Genomic DNA, 18,092 nt, shown 5'->3' with positions numbered 1-18,092 from the left:
ACCATGCAGAAGAAGACACTGGTTCCCCTGTTGTGCGCCGCATTTGCCGGTCTTGCCGATGCGGCGGTCGTGACCAAGACGATTGCGTACGAAATCGATGGCGAAGCCTTCGAAGGCGTGCTGGTCTATGACGATTCTGTCACCACGCCGCGCCCCGGGCTGCTTGCCGTTCCCAACTGGATGGGCGTGAATGAAGACACAGTGGCCAAGGCCGCACGTGCAGCGGGCGACAAGTACGTGGTGTTTCTCGCCGACATGTACGGCAAGTCCATACGTCCCGGCAATGCCGAAGAGGCGGGTGCTGCGGCCACTGCCGTGCGCGCAGATCGCCCGCTGATGCGCAAGCGGGCTCATGCTGCAGTCGAGGTACTCAAGGCGCAGAACGGCGAGGTGGCACTGGATCTGAGCAAGCTGGGTGCCATCGGCTTCTGCTTCGGTGGCGGCACGGTGCTGGAACTCGCCCGTTCTGGGGCGCCGCTGAAAGGCTTCGTATCCTTCCACGGTAATCTGGATACGCCCAACCCGGCGGATGCCAAGAACATCAAGGCGCCGGTACTGGTGCTGCATGGGGCCGATGACCCCGCCGTACCGCAGGCGCAGGTCGATGGCTTCGTCGCCGAGATGAAGGCGGCCAAGACTGACTGGCAATTGGTGAGCTACGGCGGCGCCGTGCACTCGTTTACCAATCCCAAGGCCAACGTGCCGGGTCGCAACGAATACCATCCGGTGGTCGCCGCGCGGGCATTCAAGGCGATGAACGATCTGTTCGATGAGGTATTCGCCGAGCAGTGACGCCTGCATCGCGCACGCGTTGAATGAAAGGCTGCGCCCAATGGACGCAGCCTTTTTTCATCTTACTTCGCGGGCAGTACGGCGATATCGATGATGCCGTCCGGCAGGTCGGCGATGTCGCCCAGGGTGGTGGGCTTGCCACTGGCCAGATCCAGTTGGTGCAGGGTCTTGCCGGTCAGCACATAGGCCATGTTGCCACCCATGCCATCGCTGGCGATGTCCATGGCGGCCGCCTTGAGGCCATCGGCAACCTTGCCGACCAGTTGCTGCACGCCATCGTTTGGTGGGTTCTGCAGCATCAGACTGCTGCTGGCCAGGTCGATGTTGTACAGCGCAGTGCTCTTCGTGCCGGCATAGGAGTTGGTGTAGGCGCCTGCAACGACTTTTGCCTGCTTGCCGGCGTAGGGACTGTCGGTAGCATAGGCAAGCTTGCCGTCCACAGCCGCTTCGCCGGTATCGACATTGACCCGCAGGTTGGTGCCGTCCGGGCTCATCAGGCGCAGGCGGTCGGCCACCGGGTTGAAGTCGACCACGGCCTGGCCGCTGCCCGGCAATGCGGTTTGCAGCTTGCTGCCTGCAGTGGCTTTACCGCTGACTGCGTCCAGGGTGTAAAGCTGATCGGTACCGCTGAGGAGGTAGACCTGGCCGCTGGCCGGGCGCACATCCAGACCACGCAGGTCGCTTGCTCCGCTGACAGCCATGCTGGCGGTGACCTTGAGGCTGGCGACATCGACCTTGAACAGTTTGCCATCGGCGCCCAGTGCGAGCAGTTCGGTGGCGCTGGCGGCACCTGCGCTCAGAGTCAGCAGGCTGGCGGTGCAGAGGGTAGTGATGCGTTTCATGGTTGTTCCTCATAAAGGTTTCAGCATCGAGACGAAGCCGGCTGGCCGGCTTCGCAGGTGCCTCGACGAAACACCTGTGAGCTATACCCGCGAGGAATGGCGTTGGATGTCGGCGGATGAAAATATTTTTCACAGGGTAATCGGCTGCTGTAAAGGTTGCCGGCCTTGCGGCCGGCAACCCACTCAGTTGGCGCTGGCCAGCACGGCGCGACCGATGTAAAGCACCGGACCACTGGGTCGGTTGTATGGCGAGCCGCCTTCAGGTTCGAGAGTCAGCTCGAACAACTGGCCGGCCTGTACGGCGCCGATCTGCTCGGCAGGCAGACGCAGTGGCTGGCCGGCTTCGACCAGACCCAGCGAACGTGGGCCGTCGGCTGGGTCAATCAGCGTCCAGAATTGCAAGGCGCGGCCTTCTGGGACCTGATCGGCGACCAGCGGATCGAGCGAGAGCGTGCCATCGCTGCCGACCTGGATCACCCAACCCGGCTTGGCCGCTTCGCCCGGCTGCTGCAGCACCACGGTATAGCGTTCACCCGCGATATCCGGGGCGCGCAACAGCGGCATCAGCACGGCAAGCAAAAGGGCAACGGCCAGCGCGGCTGCAGTCATACGCCAGGTCAGCAGGCTGTTCCACCACTCGGTCAGCGGGCTCGAACGAGGCTCGTCGAGTAGACCCAGGCTCTGCCGAATACGTGCCCAGAGTGCCGGGGAGGGTGCATGTGCCGGTAGCCGGTCGCTCAGTTCGAGAAAGTGCCGTTCCCATTCCAGGGCCATGCGGGCGGCACTTTCATCCTCTTCGAGCAATTGGCGCACCTCGGCTGCTTCATGTTCGTCGAGCAAGCCGAGCAGGTACTCGCCAATCAGGGCACGGCGCTCTTTGGGATCGTGGGTAATCATGCTTGCAGACACTCCTGCAGCGCGCGCAGGCCGGCGCGGATACGGCCTTTGATGGTGCCGAGCGGTGTGCTCAGGCGGCTGGCGATCTGCTCGTGGGTCAGACCCCGGTAGAACGCCAGCAGAATAGGATGGCGGCGCGGTTTCTCCAGACGCTGCAAGCAGCGACGTAGCAGGCGCTGCTCGGAATGCTCCAGCGCCTGTGCTTCGGCCTGCGGGCTGTCGTCGAGTACACGCTCGATGAAGTCATCGTCCACCTCGGCATGCCGTTTGCCACTGCGCAAGGCGTTCAGCACGCGGTAGCGCAAGATGCTGTGCACCCAGGCGCGGCCGCTGCCCAGTTCGCGCCGATAGCGCGCGGCGTGCTGCCAGATGCGCACGAAAGCGTCGTGCAGGCAGTCCTCGGCAATGTCCCGCCGGCCCAGCATGCTGATGGCCAGGCCGAGCAATTGCCCGGCCTCTTGCCGGTAGAGCGTCTGGAAGGCACGTTCGTCACCGCGTGCGCAGGCTTCCAGGGTACTTTCGTAATCGAACTCGCGATCTGCCATGGGTCATCCGTTGGCCTGAAAAATCCGCATGCAGCTTATACCCGGCTACTGAGCTTCTGGATCACGCACAGGTAACAAAAAACTGCGAAGGTGTTGCCGTGTATTCACAGGGTGAGGGTTCAGGGTTGAGCCTGGGCATAGGCATCATCGAGTGAAACCCAGCGCTCCAATGGACCCTTGCGCGAGACGTAGCGAATCTGTAGCCAGCGCCCCTGTTGATCCAGGACTTCGCAGACGTCCCCTGCGATCAGGTAAGCCTTGCTCCGGCTGTTTTCTTCCGGTCGTTCGTGGAGGTAAAGGCGCGGAGCGGGCACCGTCCAGGTGAGTGGCTGATCATCGTCGTCGAGCGCGCGGCTGGCGATGATCCGGCCTTGAGGGTCGAGTGTCTTCTCGAACACAGGGAAAAATACAGGTGCATCCGGATCGTAGTCGTGGCGCACCTGCAGCGTCTTGTACAGCCAGGGAGCACCGGACTCATCGAAGCGGTAAGCGTCGTAGTACCAGCGTGGCCCGCTGCGGCAGTGACTGTAGAGCGCCCGCTCCTCATTGTTGGGCTGCAGCTCCGACAGCCATGAGCAATTGACGCGTTCCATCAGCGTCGACGCCATCTCTAACCACTCGAAGCGTTGTAGGAGCGGGCGGTAGAGGTAAACGTGGTAGGCGGAGTTGACCATCCCGGCCGGCACGCTGATCGCCAGATCCGGGTGGCCGTCGAAGTCGTAGTCCTCGACGGCGAAGCTCGGCGCTTCTGCGTCGTTGCCTTCAGGGATGCTCAGTTCCAGGCGGCTGCCGTCGGGTTGCTGGAGAAAATAGCGTTCGCCGTGCTGTTGTACCTGGGCATGCTGCCCGGGCTCAGGCTCGAAACTGGGTAGGTCGGCCAGGGCCAACGTGGGCAACAGCAGCAGGCCAGCGAGGGGGCGATACAGGGGCAAGATGGCAATCCTTTGCGAACGGCAGGCGCCTTTCAGCGCCTGTGTTTGAACAGCAGTCTCAGCGCGGCAATTCGATGCGAGTGATTTCACCTGGCACCTGCGGCCAATCGCCTGCAGCCCAGCGTTGGCGCGCCTGGTCGATAAGCTCCGGCGTAGTGGCGACGAAGTTCCAGTTGATCCGTCGTGGGCCGATGGGTTCGCCGCCGATCAGGGCCAGGTGGCATTCGCCGCAGGCGCTGAGAACGGGCGTTTCGCCTGCGGGGATGACCGCCATGGTATGCCGGGGCAGGGGCTCGCCATCCAGCTCCGCTTCGCCATCGATGAGGTACAGGGCTCGTTCGCTGTGTTCGGCGGGTATCAACAGGTTGGCACCGGCGGCCAGGCGCAGCTCGGCATAAAGGGTCGGTGAGCGAACCGGCACCGGCGATTCGAGGCAGAAGCCACTGCCGGCGATCAGGGTGATCTGCACGCCCATGGTCTCGCTGCGGGGTAGCGAAGCGGCTGGGTGATGGCTGTAAGCCGGTTCGCACTGTTCCTCGGCTTCCGGCAAGGCCAGCCAGACCTGCAGGCCGTGTGCTCGCTTGTTCTGCCCGAGCTGCTCGGGCGGCGTGCGCTCGACATGGGCGACGGCGCGCCCTGCAGTCATCCAGCTGACATCGCGGGGGCCCACCAACTGGTCAGATCCCAGGCTGTCCTTGTGCTGCAGCTGGCCTTCGAACAGGTAGGTGAGGGTGGATAGGCCGATATGCGGATGCTGGGCAATGTTCATGCCTTTGCCGGCCGGGTAGTCATGCTCCAGCATGTGATCGAAGAACACGAAGGGGCCGATGCTGCGAAAACGTGCCGAGGGCAGGGGACGCAGAATCGGTTGGCCGGAAATGTCCTCGGCGCGCGGGCGGATCAGCTGCAACTCGCTCATGCCGGAGCTCCCGCCAGGCGAGTTTCGACCTGGATGTCGGTGGTGGTCATCAGCTTGTGGATCGGGCATTTGTCCGCCACGCGCAGCAGCTGCTGGCGCTGTGTCTCGTCCAATGGCCCCTTGAGCGCCAGATCGACGATCAGGCGGTAGTTGCCCTGGCGCTCCTCGCTGTCGTCACGCTCGACATGCACGTCGATGCCTTCCAGCGGCAGGCCGCGTTGGCGCGCATAGAGCAGCAGGGTCATGGCCTTGCAGGTACCGAGGGCTGCGTCGAACAGATCGTGCGGTTCCGGTCCGGCGCCATCCCCGCCCTGCTCGGGCGAGACGTCACCGGTGAGCAGGTGCGAGCCGATTTCGATCTGCTGCTGCAGGCCCTTGTTGTTGTGAATGCGGATCATGGCGCTTCCCTTGAGGTGTGACGAATCGACAGCGGCCAGCCTAGCCCAGTCGGCACCGATCACACCAGCGCCGAGAGCCTCACGTCTGCTCCCAGCACACGCAGCAGTTGGCCGCGCTCATCGACAATGGGGACTGAAACGGTAAAGCAGAAATCGTCCGTCGCCGAGGAGCGGTAGACCTGGGTGATATGGCTCTCCATTCGCTCGGCCACGGCGCGGAACCAGGGGCGCTGGCTCCAGTCGTGGCCGCGACAGCTGGCATCCTCACCGTGGGCCACATCGGCGGCGAAGATGTTCTCGGACATCTGTACGCCGCGGCTATCTACCAGGTAGAACAGCTCGAAACGGCTGTCGCGCGCCAGCGTATCGGCAAGCAGTCGTTCGGCCGCCGTCATGTCGCTGACCAGTTCGGCACGTTTGGCGAGTTGTTCGACGCTGGCGCGCACGGCTGCGTGAATTTCCAGGCGAAAGTCGCCGAGCCCTGCGAGCAGGCGATCACCGTCTTCGCGCACGGCCTTGCTGTGATGCAGCACCTGGCCGGCCTTGCCGAGCAGTTCACTGGCGACCTGGGCGATGTTCTGTACATCGCCATTGATCGAGCGCACGGCCTGGCCGATCTGCTCCGTGCCTGCGGCGATCTGGCCGACCTGAGCGTCCAGGCGATCCATAGCCTGGCGAGTACTGTCCAGCCCGCCGCTGACGGCGAGAATACCGGTGCGGCCATCGGCCACGGCCTGGTTCATGTGCTGGCCGGCATCGCCGAGCTGCTGCATGCCTTCGCGAAAGCGCTCGATGATGCCACTGACCTGGCCGGTGGCATCGGTGGTATGGCCTGCCAGACGCCGCACTTCCTCGGCGACCACGGCGAAGCCGCGACCATGTTCACCCGCGCGAGCGGCCTCGATTGCGGCGTTCAGGGCGAGCAGGTTGGTCTGCTGGGAGATGCTGGCAATCACGCCGATGACCTTGCTCACTTCATCGAGCTGTCCGGCCAGTTGCTGGATCACCTGAGCCAGTTGCGCCTCGCTGGAGTCGATCACTTCGACCTGGCGCAACACTGCCTGGCCGCTTTGCTGGCATTGGTTGAGGGTGGCGGAAACCTCGGCGGACAGGCGCGCGACTTCGCCGGCACCGGGCACCAGTTCGGCGTCCAGTGTGGTGGTGACCTGCTCGCTGGCGCTGGCGATCAACTCCGATGACTGTGCCAGCGTCTGCCCGCTTTGTTGGTTGGCAGCGGCGATGCGCGCCAGTTGTGGCGCATGCGCGGCGATGCCGACGGCGGCGCCGAGGCTGGCGCGAATGCGTTGCTGGAGACCTGCGTTGAAGTCGTTCAGGCGTGTCATCCATTGATAATGTTCCGGGAGGCGAATGGTGAGGTCGTGCTGTTGGAACAGAGCGTCCAATGCGGCCTCGTCCTGGGCCTTGCGGGCTGGCTTGCGCAGCAACTGCAACATGATGATTCCCCTGTCTGGTCTGCCTGAGTCACTGCAAGCCAGGTGCCATCATCGGCTGACGTACCCATGCCTGTTTCAGGCCGTTAGCCAGCTATTAATGTTCCCGCTTGGTGCAGCCCCTGATTGCCTGCTTCTTTTGGGGGCGCTGATGCGAATGGCGTGGGGTGATCTCCGAACTTGCCGGGCCGCTCGGCGGTCTATGCTGCTCGTACCGTCAGGAGGACTCGCCTTGCCCACATCTCGAACGATGCCATGGATACTCGCGCTCAGCGCCGCTATCGCCTGCAGCGCCCAGGCCCGCGAATACCGGTACAGCGACGCCCACCTGCATTACGTAGACTTCTTCCAGGAAAGCGCCGGCATGGACGAACTGCTGGAGAAGATGGCGGAAAACAACGTCGATCATGTGATGTTCTCCGGCATTCCGGTGGCCAAGAAATGGGATGAGGACGAGCCCAGGCGTCCGCGTTATTACGCCGGTGATGACGCCAATGCCTATTGGTACAGCGCTACCGACGTGTTCATCGCCGCCGCCTACAAGCGTCTGCCCGCCGAGCAGCGCAAACGCTTCCATCCGTTTCTTTCCGGCTTCAATCCCAACGACAAGAACGCCGATGCGCATATCCGCCGCATGCTGGAGCTCGATCCCGGCCTTTGGCAGGGCATCGGTGAGGTCTTCACCCGTCACGACGATCTCACCGCGTTGATTCATGGCAGCGCACCGCGCGCCAACAACGAGGCGCTTGCGCGGGTTTTCCATCTGGCTGCCGAATATGACCTGCCGGTGATGCTGCATTCGAACATCACCTCCAAGCGCGAGCGCAATCCGCTTTATCTGGAAGAGATCGAGGCGCCGCTACGCAATCATCCGCATGTGCGTTTCATCTGGGCGCATGCTGGCACCAGTGCCGAGATTCATCGTCATCAGGAGAAGCTCGACTTCCTCTTGGAGACCTTGGAGCGCATGCTCGGCCAATACCCGAACCTGTATATCGATCTGTCCTGGACCATGCTGCGGCCCTATCTGCTGGACGAAAATGGCACGCCTGATCCGCAGTGGGTGCATCTGATCAGCAGTTACCCGGAGCGCTTCATGCTGGGCTCGGATGTGGTCGGCCGTTTCGGCAGCCTGGGCGAGTACATGAAGGGGTTCGACCCTTTCCTCGATGCCTTGCCAGAGGACGTGGCGCACAAGGTGGCGCGTGACAACTTCCTCTCCGTGTTGCCGCGCAAGGTGCAGGCCGAGCTGGATCCTTAGAGTGGACGTCGCGCAGTGACGATCTCCCATGCCCTTCTCCTTCTGGGAGAAGGTGGCGCGTAGCGCCGGATGAGGGAGGCATGTCCCTTAGCGAGGCTGTCATCAGGTTGTCATTCGGGCGTCATAGGCTCGCGCTCATCTAAACGAGGAGCGCACCATGCATTACACCCGAGTGGCCATGATGGCCGGTCTATTCGCCTGGGCAGGTCTGAGCCAGGCTGACGTCCGTGTCGATGGACCAGTGGAATACGGCATCTTCAGCAGCCAGTATCAGGACTATCAGCCAGGCGAGCGGGTATTGACTCGCAGCAACCAGGAAATCGAGCGCACCGAGCAGATTCCCGCCAAGCTCGGTACCAAGTTCGGCATGCGCTACAGCCTGGCCGGCAAGCGCGAGGGTGATACGCCGCTGACGCTGCTGTATCTCACCCCGGGTGTGGTTACCCCGGATGGTCAGCGTCATGACAAGTTCGAAGTACAGCAGAAGCTGGTAGTCGGTGCCCCTCAGGACGTGATGGCTTTCGAATTCACCGAACACCACGAAGTGGTGCCCGGTGAGTGGCATTTCATCGTCTATCAGGGCGACCGCAAACTGGCCGAGCAGCGCTTCATGGTGCGCTGATCAGAGCAGGATGATCGCCCAGCTCAGGGCGATCATCAGTAGTGCGACCATCTGTGCCGCGCTGCCCATGTCCTTGGCCTGCTTGGACAGCGGGTGCAGGTTCAGCGAGATGCGGTCGACCACTGCCTCGATGGCGGAATTGAGCAACTCCACCACCAGCGCCAGCAGGGGTACCAGCACCAGCAGCATCCGTTCCGCGCGACTGACATCGAGCACGCATGCCAATGGCAGCAGCACCAGGTTCAGCCACACCAGCTGACGGAAGGCCGCCTCGCCCTGATAGGCCGCGCGCAGCCCGGCCAGCGAGTAGCCGGTGGCATCGAGAATGCGCACCAGGCCGCGCCGCCCCTTGAAGGACAGCGCGTCCAACTCGGAACCGTCGTTCATGGTTGTAACCCGTCCCAGGGATCGTTCAACGCCTGCTGGTAGGCCTGGTGCAGGTCACTCAGGTCGGTGTCGGGCATGGCGCCGCGATGCCGCGCCAACTGACCCATATCGCGTCGCGAGGCGCTGGCAACACGCCAACGTCGCCGGCTTTTTTCCAGATCGAGCAGGGCGATATCCACGTCACCATCGCTACGGACTTTGACGAATAGGTGCTTGGCATAGCAGCAGCCGTGCTGCCATCCGCCCAGGTGCAGGCGCGCCAGAGTCATGGCCAGGCGTTGCAGCACGATCTGGTTGAGTTGCGGCGTACGTTGTTCGTTGTACCACTGCTCCAGGCTGACGAAGCCCGGCAACGCTTCGGTGACCAGCAGTGCCTGCCATTGCCCGGCCTGTTTACGGGCTGCGCAGTAAACGATGTTCGGCGTGCGAATGCCCAGGTGGGCCAGGGCGCGGTAGGCGTGCAGTTCGCGCAGGATGGTTGGGCGACCGAATGGGTGGCGCAGTGATCGATAGAGATGTCCGCTCTGGCGTTTGCAGTACAGCAACGGGCTACTGCTGTCCCAGTGTTGCAATAGCCGAACGCCGCTCTCGCCACCGCGCCGCTGGTTGGCCGGTTCTACCCATTCGCCGGGGCTGTGCCACCAGCGATCGAACTCGGTCGAGGGCAGGGCGGCCAGCGCTTGCTCGTTGAGGATTCCCATGTCAGGCCACCTTGCGCAGCGCGTAGGTGCGCCACATGGCGTAGCCAGGCAGGAAATCCAGGTGGCCGACGATGCTGAAACCGGCCTGGCGAAATTCCGCTTCCACCGTGCTCCGGGCGACGATGAAGCGATTCTGGTTTTGTGCAGAACGCCCTTCGGCGGCTCGACGAGCCTCCAGGCGCCGACGTTTCCAGGCTTTGTAGTTGCCATCGACCCACAGTGAAACGATCACCGTGTCGCGGCTGACGCGATGGAACTCGCGCAGGATGGCCAGGCGGTGCTCGGCCGACTCGATGTGATGCAGCAGGCGGATACAGAAGATGCAGTCCACCGTGTTGGCGCCCAGGTCGATATCGAAAGCGGAGGTGCGGAAGCTGTTGACCCGCGCCACTACCTCGGGGGCCTGTGCAGCGCGCGCGATGGCGATCATGTCGGTCGAGTTGTCGGCGGCGAAGATCACCCGATTCGGCTGTTCGCAGAGCATCGGCCAGAAGCGTCCGGCACCGCAGGGCAGGTCGAGTACCAGGTTCGGCTCATTGGCCATCTGCAGCGCACGGCGCGCTATCTGCACGTCGCGCCAGTGCGACAGGCGCCGGGAAAGGCCGTCCTGATGCTTGTTCAGGTATTGCTGGGCGTGCTCGAAATCGTATTTGAGGGAAAAATCCAGTTCGATGGGGCTGGGCTTGGGCATGACGAATGTCCCTTGGTGGATACGTTCGTCACCCTAAAGAGCCAGGCATCAAGTTCACGTCAAAGGGATGTGAAAATTTCGTCAAGCGTCATGGTTAAGTGTCACTTGGAAACGTGTATACCCAGGTTCGCTCTGCAGGCTGACCTGCCAGCCCTGTTTGGCGCAGATGCGTTTGACCAGTGACAGCCCCAGACCAAGCCCTTCACCGCGGGCCTGCAAGCCGCGCACGAAGGGTTGGAAGATGCGCTCGTGCTGCTCGGCGGGAATGCCGGCGCCGCTGTCCTCGATACGGAAGGCGCCCTGTTCGAGGATCAGGCGCACACTGCCGCGTTCGGTGTAATGCAGGGCATTGCGCAACAGGTTGGCCATCACCGTGCCGAGAAAGGTGGCGTTGTAACGGCCGTCGTCCTGGCCTTCCTCGGTCAATTGAAAGTCCAGCCCCTTTGCCCTCATCAAGGCGCCCCAGCGGTTTGCTTGCTCGTGGGCGATGCTGGCGAGCGTGCGGTCGCCGCTGAAGGCCGCCTCGTTGCTTTTGTCCCGCGCCAACTGCAGGAAGGTCTGCACCAGCTCGCGCATTTCCTCACTGGCGCGGGCGATGCGCGCCACCTGCTCCTTCTCGCGTGGTTCCAGGGGCGCTTCGGCGAGCAGCTCGCAGGAGGTGGCGATGACCATCAGAGGTGTGCGCAGCTCGTGGCTGACATCGCTGGTGAACAGCCGCTCGCGCTCCAGGGACTGACGCACCTGGCCCAGTGTGCTATCGAAGGCTGAGGCCAGCTGGCCGATCTCATCGTCGAGGTAATCCGGCGCCATGGGGGGCGCCAGTGGGTGCAGCTGGTCACGATGACGCACCTGCTGGGCCAGGCGGCTGATCGGCGCCATGACCTTGCGTGCCATCATCAAGCCCAGGCCCCAGGCGGCGATCACGGTGAGTAGAAAACCTGCCAGCACCACGTTGAACAGCGCGTTCTCGCGGGCTTCGAATTCATCCTGCTCTTGCACCAGCACATGAGTATGGCCGTTGCTCTCTTCTACAAATACATAGAAAGCGTCATCCCCGCTCACGATTTCATTGAAGCCCTCAGGAAGGTGTTGATACTCATCTGGTATTGCGTACTCCGGGAACTGAGAAGAAAAGAATCGCGTACTACTATCGAGCCTGGGAGCAGAACCCGTTTTCATATCTTGTAAGAGGACACCGCTTAACTCGCGCTCCATTTGCATTGAAACCAAGTGCTCTTCAATGAAATGCACGACTCCAACGATGCTCAGCGAAAACAGACCGCTGACCACCGTGGTCATCAGCAAGAAGGCGATCAGAATACGTCGCTCGAACGGCTGCTTAGACAGCATCGGCTCTCTCCGCCAGGCGATAACCTACACCATGAATGGTGTGCAGCAGGGCAGTGGGGAAAGGCTTGTCGAGCACCTGGCGCAGTTGGTGGATGTGGCTGCGCAGGCTGTCGCTGTCCGGGCAGTCGTCACCCCACAGGGATTCCTCCAACGCCTCGCGCCGCACCACGGCCGGGCTGCGCTGCATGAGGATCGCCAGCAGCTTTAGGCCCAGAGGGTTGAGCTTGAGCGGCTGACCGGCGCGGCTGACGTGCAAGGTGTCGAGGTCGTAGCTGAGGTCGGCGACCTGCAGTTGGCGTTTGCGGCTGCCACGGCTGCGGCGCAGGATCGCCTCGATCCGCGCCACCAACTCGGACAGCGCGAACGGTTTGATCAGGTAGTCGTCGGCGCCGGCGTTGAGGCCCTGCAGGCGGTCGTCCAGCGCATCTCGGGCGGTAAGCATGAGGATCGGCACCTCGTTGCGGCCGTCCTCGCGCAGGCGCTTGCACACCTGGTAGCCATCGATGCCGGGCAGCATGATGTCCAGCACGATCAGGTCGTAATGGCCGCTGCTGGCCAGGTGTAGTCCACTCAGGCCGTCCTGCGCGCAGTCGACGCTGAAGCCCTTGAGCTGCAGGTAGTCGAGCACGTTGGCGAGGATGTCTCGGTTGTCTTCGATGACCAGAATGCGCATCGGCGAATAGTCCCGGGGTTGACGAAGTCTTCAAACGGCTTTGACGAACGGCCCACGGCGCAGACTTCGGCTCGTTCATCCTACAAGGATCATACGATGCCTCGGCTCGGTTACGCGCAACTTCATTACCTTCGGTTATTCTGTTGGCCCGGCTGGCGATCTTCCAACTGACATGTGCGTGCTCCTGCTCCGTCAGCTGGAGGACGTCAATGTGACCCTGTTCGGCCAGTGCGGCGTCGGCATGGTCTATGACCTGAGATGCCGGGTCTACGCCGCCATCCCATGAAGCTGTAACTGTTGCTGTGCCCGGTTTGGCTGTGGCGCGGTCGCGGTTACCCGCGCATGCTGGTCGGCGTCGTTGCAGTCAGCGTGCTGGTGGTGTTCTTCACCGCTCACGCCGCTGTTGGGTACGTGCCGGCAACGGATCGTCCCGGGCGTTGCCGGCGTCGGCGGTACTCTCCTGGCTGACGCTATTCTTGGTCTTGCGTGACTGGCGCCCGCGCGCTGCTCGTGTCGCACTTGCAGCAGTTGGGGGTGCGCACCGTGAGCAACCACCGCGTTGTATCACGTGAGCGAACGGGGTTGGAGCAAGTCGCAGGCGCTGAGCGAATGCCTCAGCGATGCATCCAAATCGCATACAGCTCAGAGGCACCGCTGCCGTTGGTCAGATCAACCAGCAGGCAATCAGAAGCACGAACAGGCCATACAGGGCGCCGGTTGCGGCAAGGGTACGGCTATCCACGGCGCCACGTCGAAACAGCAGGCATAGCCAGGCAATGGCCAGCATCGTGATGATGCCGGAAGCCAGCAAGGTGCTGTCGAACAACCAAGGGGTAAAGAAAATGCCCAGCGCACTGGGCAGCGTGGCTTGAATCATCATGGCACCGGAAATGTTCGCCAGCGCGAGACGCTCCTTGCCCTGGCGTACCCAGATCAGCGCGTTCATCACCTCCGGCAGCTCGGTTGCCACCGGACTCAGTAGCAGCGCTACGAGGTGAGGAGGCCAGTTCAGCGCGCTGCCGAGCACTTCAAGTTGACTCACGAAGGTATGTGAGGCAACGCCGATCACAGCCATTGCCAGCATGACTTGCAGCAAGGCCCAGAACAGGGAAGGCTCGGCAAGATTGGGGCGAATTCGCAGGGCCTCGATGGTTTCCTCTTCGAAGGCCGTATCACTCTGGTGAATCTCACGCCAGACGTAGAGCGCATAGACCACGAGAAAGACGACACCCAGCCAGGGCTTGATCACGAAGGCCACAAGCCCCAGTGCGACCTTCAGCGCGAATACCGCGAGAAACGCCATCTGGTCGCGGCTCAAGCGTGCGTAATCGACGTGTACGGCGTAGGTGTCCCGAGCCAGACGACGGTGATTGAACAGCAACGCCAGGCCGACAACGGCGTATCCGAGCGTTGCAAGAACCAGCGGGCCACCCATGGCGGCGCCTACACCGATGTCCTTTTGTTCTGCCGTAGTGCCAAAAACCACGGCCATCAAGGTGACCGCGCTTTCCGGCAGGGCTGTGCCGAATGCGGCCAGTACCGAGCCTACGGCTGTCGCACCGAGATTCAGGCGCCTACCAACCCATTCGATGCCATTGACGAAGTACTCGCATGCCACGTAGATGGTCGCGGCCGAGAAGAAAAATATGAAAAGTGTGAGGAGCATTGAACAGAATCCGGCCGGGCGAGCGAATGAACCATTTGGCACAACACCGCGGCTCGCCCGGCAGGCAAGCGCAGTGTGGCCAAAGGTCTCGCCTGGCGCTCTACACGGATGCAGAGGCTGTACACGCCATGAGGCATGCGCCTCAAGTTTGTTGACGTGAACCCCCCGGCGCAGTGCCGGGAATAGCTACTCCCCAATGACAGGACACGCAGTGTAGCAGCGAAGTCGCTTTCTTTCCTGCATCAACGGCAATGATGCCTACAGGCGCCGTCAGCATGCATAAAGCCTGGCGGATCAGATCACCTGCCCGGGGCCAACGCTTGAGGGCCAGGGGCATTGGTGCCACCAGGACCGAAGTTGATGCTCATCACGGTATCGAGCTTGGCGCTCTGGACAGTAGTGGGCGGCATCGGCATGTCGAGCACCTCCGCATCCAGTTCGTCGATACTGGCCGTGCGCCGTTCGGAAACTACCAACGCCTGGCGCTGTTTGACGGGCAGAACCTGGCGATTCTCAGCCCGCACCAGGGCAAGAGGCGCCACGATGATGCCTGGCGCCTGGGCCGTGAGTGGCGGGTGGATGGCAGCGATCCCCCGCGGCGCAGTGTCGCGACATCACCTACTACCAAGGGGGCATTCAGGACTTAGTCGACGACTTCTGGGCGGTTGCAGTCGCGGACGCTCGACAGCCAGGCCACCAGACCACCGCGATAAGGATGTAGCACGTTACACGCTTGAGCCACTCTGTAGTCCTCGTTTTGAGGGAGGGTTTAGGCGGTGTCAGGACGTGTAGCGTACTACCAGCTGGCAGGCGCAGTGGCGCGATGGGCAATGGTGCCGGCATGCCGTGCTGGCATTCGTCACGGCAATGCACCGGTAGCCTATTTTCTTTTTTCTCATAAAGTGCACGAGCACATGGCCGATATGCGATCAGGGATTAGCGCCATCTCACTCGATTCTCTGCCAGGTATGGCTGGGGGTTCTCCGATTTTTGCGCGTAACAGGAGTTGCAAACATGTCGCTGCGTAATCTTTCTATCGCCCCACGGGCGGCGCTGGGGTTTGGGGTTGTCGCTTTGCTGGTCGTGTTGCTTGGAATCTTTTCATTGATGCAGATGGGTGAAATGCGCGAGCAGTCCGACGAAATCAACGAGAATTGGCTGCCAAGCGTCTTGGCCATTGGCGATGTGTCCAAGAATATCTTGCGGTTGCGTGCCATTACCTTGCGTTCGATGCTTAATCGCGATTCGGCCCAGGTGCAGGCCAATCTTCGACTGGTTGAGGACGTGCGCGCATCCCTTGCCAAGAGCCAGGAGGCCTATGAACAACTGATTTCCAGCACCGAGGAGCGCGGCATCTACGACGAGTTCAAGCGCTCCGAGGCGGCTTACTTGCAGGAGCAGACTCGAATCGTGGAGTCCCTACGCCAGGGTGATTTCGATACTGCCATCGAGGTGGCTGGCGGCGTGCTCAATCAACACGCCGATGCCATGATGCAGGGCCTCGGCAAACTGATCGAGATGAACCGTGTGAGCGCTGTGGCGGCAGGCGAATCTTCCAGGCAGGTGGCGGAGTCGGCACGTATCTGGGTCATCGCCATGATGGTTCTGGCGACTCTGGCTACCGTCGTGCTGGCGATGCTGTTGACGCGCAGTATCGTCGCGCCGCTGACCGAAGCTGTGCGGGTGGCCGAGGTGGTGGCATCGGGTGACCTGACCCAGACGATTCATGCTGAAGGTAGCGATGAGCCCGCGCGTTTGCTCAGCGCCCTGAAAAGCATGCAGCAGAGCCTGCGCGGCACCATCCAGAGCATCGCTGATTCGTCCAATCAGCTGGCGTCGGCATCCGAAGAACTGCATGCAGTGACCGAAGATTCGACTCGCGGCCTGCATCAGCAGAACACCGAGATCGAGCAGGCCGCTACGGCAGTCAACGAAATGACTGCTGCAGTCGAAGAGGTCGCTCGCAATGCCGTCAGCACCTCCGAGGCGTCACGTGAATCCAATGCTACGGCGCTGCAGGGGCGCGAGCAGGTACGCCAGACCGTGAGCTCGATCAGTCAGCTGGCCGATGATGTAAACGGCACTGCGGGTGAGGTCGAGAAGTTGGCCGAGCGGGTTCGTGAGATCAGCAAGGTGCTTGACGTGATCCGCTCCATCGCCGAGCAGACTAACCTGCTGGCACTCAACGCTGCCATCGAGGCAGCGCGTGCAGGTGATGCGGGGCGCGGCTTCGCTGTCGTGGCTGACGAGGTGCGCGCGCTGGCGCATCGCACTCAGCAATCCACCCAGGAGATCGAACAGATGATCGGCGCCATTCAAAGTGGTACCGATCAGGCGGTTGGTTCGATGCAGAGCAGCAACAGTCGCGCCCGTTCCACCCTTGAAGTAGCCCAGGCTGCGGGTACGGCACTGGAGCTGATCACCCAGGCGATTTCCTCGATCAACGAACGCAACCTGGTGATTGCCAGCGCTTCGGAAGAGCAGGCCCAGGTAGCCAGGGAAGTGGACCGCAATCTGGTCAACATTCGCGATCTTTCGCTGCAGAGTTCGGCGGGTGCCAACCAGACCAGCGCGGCCAGTCAGGAGCTGTCGCGCCTGGCGATCGATCTTAACAACCTGGTCGCGCGCTTCAAGGTCTGAGGAGGCCCATTCCCCCTCCCGCCAGCGGGAGAAGGGAGAAAGCAGCACGAACGAAAACGGCGCCCGAAGGCGCCGTTTTCTTTACCGCGGCAGCTGTTACTTGCCGGCCCAGCGCTTGAGCACCAGGGTGGCGTTGGTGCCACCAAAACCGAAGCTGTTGCTCATCACGGTATCGAGCTTGGCGTTCTCGACGGTGCTGAGCTGGATCGGCATGTCGGCCACTTCCGGGTCGAGTTCGTCGATGTTGGCCGACGCGGCGATGAAGTTGCCTTCCATCATCAGCATGCAGTAGATCGCTTCCTGCACGCCGGCAGCGCCGAGGCTATGGCCGGACAGGCTCTTGGTCGAGCTGATGGCTGGGGCCTTGTCGCCGAACACGGCGCGCACGCCTTTGATCTCCGCAACGTCGCCAACCGGCGTCGAGGTGCCGTGGGTGTTGAGGTAGTCGATCGGGGTGTCAACGGTGGCCAGCGCTTGCTGCATGCAGCGAATGGCGCCTTCGCCGCTCGGGGCGACCATGTCGTAGCCATCGGAGGTCGCGCCGTAGCCGACGATTTCCGCGTAGATCTTGGCGCCGCGGGCCAGAGCGTGTTCCAGCTCCTCGACCACGACCATGCCACCACCGCCGGCGATGACGAAACCGTCACGTTTGGCGTCGTAGGCGCGCGAGGCCTTTTCCGGGGTTTCGTTGTACTGGGTGGAGAGGGCGCCCATGGCGTCGAACAGGCAGCTCTGGCTCCAGTGCTCTTCTTCGCCGCCACCGGCGAAGACCACGTCCTGTTTGCCCAGCTGGATCTGCTCCATGGCCTGGCCGATGCAATGCGCGCTGGTGGCGCAGGCCGAGGAGATGGAGAAGTTGACGCCCTTGATCTTGAACGGAGTCGCCAGGCACGCCGATACGGTGCTGCCCATGGTGCGGGTCACGCGGTATGGGCCGATGCGTTTGACGCCTTTTTCGCGCAGGGTATCGATGGCTTCCATCTGGTTGACGGTGGAAGCGCCACCGGAACCGGCGATCAGGCCGGTGCGCGGATTGGAAATCTGCTCTTCGCTGAGGCCGGAATCCTTGATCGCCTGTTCCATCGACAGATAGGCATAGGCCGCAGCGTCGCCCATGAAGCGGAACAGTTTGCGGTCGATCAGCTCTTCCAGGTTCAGGTTGACCGAACCGGAGACATGACTACGCAGGCCCATTTCGGCGTAGGAGGGGTTGAAACGGATGCCTGATTTGCCTGCGCGAAGGCTGCCGGCAACGGCTTCTTTGTCATTGCCCAGGCAGGAAACGATGCCCAGACCGGTGATCACTACACGACGCATGTGCAAGT

General features: G+C 62.2%; 18 protein-coding genes, 2 pseudogenes and 1 riboswitch. Of the genes and pseudogenes, 5 read left to right on the top strand and 15 right to left on the bottom strand.

Features of this window, described 5'->3' with window-relative positions; genetic code table 11:
* Nucleotides 1-3: 3 nt before the first annotated feature.
* Nucleotides 4-792 carry a dienelactone hydrolase family protein gene (locus H3221_RS20935; RefSeq protein WP_196476051.1) on the top strand — a complete coding sequence of 263 codons (789 nt, stop codon included), beginning with the start codon at nucleotides 4-6 and terminating at the stop codon, nucleotides 790-792.
* A 62-nt stretch (nucleotides 793-854) separates the two neighbouring features.
* Here the strand turns inward: H3221_RS20935 and H3221_RS20930 are convergent, their stop codons facing one another.
* The 8 genes and pseudogenes from H3221_RS20930 to H3221_RS26020 form a co-directional block, all read right to left on the bottom strand.
* Nucleotides 855-1,634 (bottom strand): DUF4394 domain-containing protein, encoded by a 780-nt coding sequence (locus H3221_RS20930; RefSeq protein WP_196476050.1) that lies wholly within the window; start codon nucleotides 1,632-1,634, stop codon nucleotides 855-857.
* 183 nt (nucleotides 1,635-1,817) lie between these two features.
* Nucleotides 1,818-2,531, bottom strand: coding sequence for an anti-sigma factor (locus H3221_RS20925; protein ID WP_196476049.1), 714 nt, complete (start codon nucleotides 2,529-2,531; stop codon nucleotides 1,818-1,820).
* On the bottom strand, nucleotides 2,528-3,076 hold the full coding sequence (locus tag H3221_RS20920; protein ID WP_196476048.1) for a sigma-70 family RNA polymerase sigma factor: 549 nt from the start codon (nucleotides 3,074-3,076) through the stop codon (nucleotides 2,528-2,530). The genes H3221_RS20925 and H3221_RS20920 overlap by 4 nt, the downstream gene beginning before the upstream one ends.
* A 119-nt stretch (nucleotides 3,077-3,195) precedes the next feature.
* A complete protein-coding gene (locus H3221_RS20915; RefSeq protein WP_196476047.1) occupies nucleotides 3,196-4,008 on the bottom strand; it encodes an FG-GAP repeat protein in 813 nt (270 codons plus the stop codon).
* 58 nt (nucleotides 4,009-4,066) lie between these two features.
* Entirely contained in the window at nucleotides 4,067-4,927 is an 861-nt protein-coding gene (locus H3221_RS20910; protein ID WP_196476046.1) for a pirin family protein, read from the bottom strand.
* Nucleotides 4,924-5,325, bottom strand: coding sequence for an OsmC family protein (locus tag H3221_RS20905; RefSeq protein ID WP_160018205.1), 402 nt, complete (start codon nucleotides 5,323-5,325; stop codon nucleotides 4,924-4,926). Before H3221_RS20905 ends, H3221_RS20910 begins: the two co-directional genes overlap by 4 nt.
* 59 nt (nucleotides 5,326-5,384) lie before the next feature.
* Complete coding sequence (locus H3221_RS25965) at nucleotides 5,385-5,630, bottom strand: PDC sensor domain-containing protein (RefSeq protein WP_397428110.1); 246 nt, start codon at nucleotides 5,628-5,630, stop codon at nucleotides 5,385-5,387.
* A gap of 318 nt (nucleotides 5,631-5,948) precedes the next feature.
* Nucleotides 5,949-6,299 (bottom strand): annotated as a pseudogene (locus tag H3221_RS26020) (methyl-accepting chemotaxis protein); the annotation flags it as partial.
* Between the two features lie 727 nt (nucleotides 6,300-7,026).
* Between H3221_RS26020 and H3221_RS20895 the strand changes: the two are divergent.
* Entirely contained in the window at nucleotides 7,027-8,037 is a 1,011-nt protein-coding gene (locus H3221_RS20895; RefSeq protein WP_196476097.1) for an amidohydrolase family protein, read from the top strand.
* 157 nt (nucleotides 8,038-8,194) lie between these two features.
* A complete protein-coding gene (locus H3221_RS20890; protein WP_196476044.1) occupies nucleotides 8,195-8,659 on the top strand; it encodes a DUF3859 domain-containing protein in 465 nt (154 codons plus the stop codon).
* Here the strand turns inward: H3221_RS20890 and H3221_RS20885 are convergent, their stop codons facing one another.
* The 6 genes from H3221_RS20885 to H3221_RS20860 form a co-directional block, all read right to left on the bottom strand.
* Nucleotides 8,660-9,046 carry a diacylglycerol kinase gene (locus H3221_RS20885; protein ID WP_196476043.1) on the bottom strand — a complete coding sequence of 129 codons (387 nt, stop codon included), beginning with the start codon at nucleotides 9,044-9,046 and terminating at the stop codon, nucleotides 8,660-8,662.
* Nucleotides 9,043-9,747 (bottom strand): lipopolysaccharide kinase InaA family protein, encoded by a 705-nt coding sequence (locus H3221_RS20880; protein WP_196476042.1) that lies wholly within the window; start codon nucleotides 9,745-9,747, stop codon nucleotides 9,043-9,045. The genes H3221_RS20885 and H3221_RS20880 overlap by 4 nt, the downstream gene beginning before the upstream one ends.
* Nucleotide 9,748: 1 nt before the next feature.
* Complete coding sequence (locus H3221_RS20875; protein ID WP_196476041.1) at nucleotides 9,749-10,438, bottom strand: class I SAM-dependent methyltransferase; 690 nt, start codon at nucleotides 10,436-10,438, stop codon at nucleotides 9,749-9,751.
* Nucleotides 10,439-10,519: 81 nt separating this feature from the next.
* Nucleotides 10,520-11,788 carry a sensor histidine kinase gene (locus H3221_RS20870; RefSeq protein ID WP_196476040.1) on the bottom strand — a complete coding sequence of 423 codons (1,269 nt, stop codon included), beginning with the start codon at nucleotides 11,786-11,788 and terminating at the stop codon, nucleotides 10,520-10,522.
* Entirely contained in the window at nucleotides 11,778-12,461 is a 684-nt protein-coding gene (locus H3221_RS20865) for a response regulator transcription factor (protein WP_196476039.1), read from the bottom strand. Before H3221_RS20865 ends, H3221_RS20870 begins: the two co-directional genes overlap by 11 nt.
* A gap of 664 nt (nucleotides 12,462-13,125) precedes the next feature.
* Nucleotides 13,126-14,127 carry a sodium:calcium antiporter gene (locus tag H3221_RS20860; protein ID WP_196476038.1) on the bottom strand — a complete coding sequence of 334 codons (1,002 nt, stop codon included), beginning with the start codon at nucleotides 14,125-14,127 and terminating at the stop codon, nucleotides 13,126-13,128.
* 50 nt (nucleotides 14,128-14,177) lie between these two features.
* A riboswitch (yybP-ykoY riboswitch) is annotated at nucleotides 14,178-14,334 on the bottom strand.
* 242 nt (nucleotides 14,335-14,576) lie between these two features.
* Here H3221_RS20860 and H3221_RS25955 point away from each other — a divergent pair.
* Nucleotides 14,577-14,758: pseudogene (locus H3221_RS25955) on the top strand (LTA synthase family protein); the annotation flags it as partial.
* 383 nt (nucleotides 14,759-15,141) lie between these two features.
* Complete coding sequence (locus H3221_RS26015; RefSeq protein ID WP_196476036.1) at nucleotides 15,142-16,767, top strand: methyl-accepting chemotaxis protein; 1,626 nt, start codon at nucleotides 15,142-15,144, stop codon at nucleotides 16,765-16,767.
* A gap of 96 nt (nucleotides 16,768-16,863) precedes the next feature.
* On the opposite strand, the gene fabB is transcribed toward H3221_RS26015, so the two are convergent.
* Nucleotides 16,864-18,084, bottom strand: coding sequence for a beta-ketoacyl-ACP synthase I (gene fabB, locus H3221_RS20845; RefSeq protein WP_017677145.1), 1,221 nt, complete (start codon nucleotides 18,082-18,084; stop codon nucleotides 16,864-16,866).
* Nucleotides 18,085-18,092 lie beyond the last annotated feature (8 nt).

Source organism: Pseudomonas chaetocerotis (assembly GCF_015712105.2).
In the GTDB taxonomy this organism is placed as follows: domain Bacteria; phylum Pseudomonadota; class Gammaproteobacteria; order Pseudomonadales; family Pseudomonadaceae; genus Aquipseudomonas; species Aquipseudomonas chaetocerotis.
This window is presented reverse-complemented; position numbering and strand designations above follow the sequence as displayed.

What these genes read in the sequence shown, in the direction of transcription:
- H3221_RS20935 (WP_196476051.1), top strand. Translation starts at nt 4, where the DNA reads ATGCAGAAGAAGACACTGGTTCCCCTGTTGTGCGCCGCATTTGCCGGT.
- H3221_RS20930 (WP_196476050.1), bottom strand. Translation starts at nt 1,634, where the DNA reads ATGAAACGCATCACTACCCTCTGCACCGCCAGCCTGCTGACTCTGAGC.
- H3221_RS20925 (WP_196476049.1), bottom strand. Translation starts at nt 2,531, where the DNA reads ATGATTACCCACGATCCCAAAGAGCGCCGTGCCCTGATTGGCGAGTAC.
- H3221_RS20920 (WP_196476048.1), bottom strand. Translation starts at nt 3,076, where the DNA reads ATGGCAGATCGCGAGTTCGATTACGAAAGTACCCTGGAAGCCTGCGCA.
- H3221_RS20910 (WP_196476046.1), bottom strand. Translation starts at nt 4,927, where the DNA reads ATGAGCGAGTTGCAGCTGATCCGCCCGCGCGCCGAGGACATTTCCGGC.
- H3221_RS20905 (WP_160018205.1), bottom strand. Translation starts at nt 5,325, where the DNA reads ATGATCCGCATTCACAACAACAAGGGCCTGCAGCAGCAGATCGAAATC.
- H3221_RS25965 (WP_397428110.1), bottom strand. Translation starts at nt 5,630, where the DNA reads ATGTCCGAGAACATCTTCGCCGCCGATGTGGCCCACGGTGAGGATGCC.
- H3221_RS20895 (WP_196476097.1), top strand. Translation starts at nt 7,027, where the DNA reads ATGCCATGGATACTCGCGCTCAGCGCCGCTATCGCCTGCAGCGCCCAG.
- H3221_RS20890 (WP_196476044.1), top strand. Translation starts at nt 8,195, where the DNA reads ATGCATTACACCCGAGTGGCCATGATGGCCGGTCTATTCGCCTGGGCA.
- H3221_RS20885 (WP_196476043.1), bottom strand. Translation starts at nt 9,046, where the DNA reads ATGAACGACGGTTCCGAGTTGGACGCGCTGTCCTTCAAGGGGCGGCGC.
- H3221_RS20880 (WP_196476042.1), bottom strand. Translation starts at nt 9,747, where the DNA reads ATGGGAATCCTCAACGAGCAAGCGCTGGCCGCCCTGCCCTCGACCGAG.
- H3221_RS20875 (WP_196476041.1), bottom strand. Translation starts at nt 10,438, where the DNA reads ATGCCCAAGCCCAGCCCCATCGAACTGGATTTTTCCCTCAAATACGAT.
- H3221_RS20870 (WP_196476040.1), bottom strand. Translation starts at nt 11,788, where the DNA reads ATGCTGTCTAAGCAGCCGTTCGAGCGACGTATTCTGATCGCCTTCTTG.
- H3221_RS20865 (WP_196476039.1), bottom strand. Translation starts at nt 12,461, where the DNA reads ATGCGCATTCTGGTCATCGAAGACAACCGAGACATCCTCGCCAACGTG.
- H3221_RS20860 (WP_196476038.1), bottom strand. Translation starts at nt 14,127, where the DNA reads ATGCTCCTCACACTTTTCATATTTTTCTTCTCGGCCGCGACCATCTAC.
- H3221_RS26015 (WP_196476036.1), top strand. Translation starts at nt 15,142, where the DNA reads ATGTCGCTGCGTAATCTTTCTATCGCCCCACGGGCGGCGCTGGGGTTT.
- fabB (WP_017677145.1), bottom strand. Translation starts at nt 18,084, where the DNA reads ATGCGTCGTGTAGTGATCACCGGTCTGGGCATCGTTTCCTGCCTGGGC.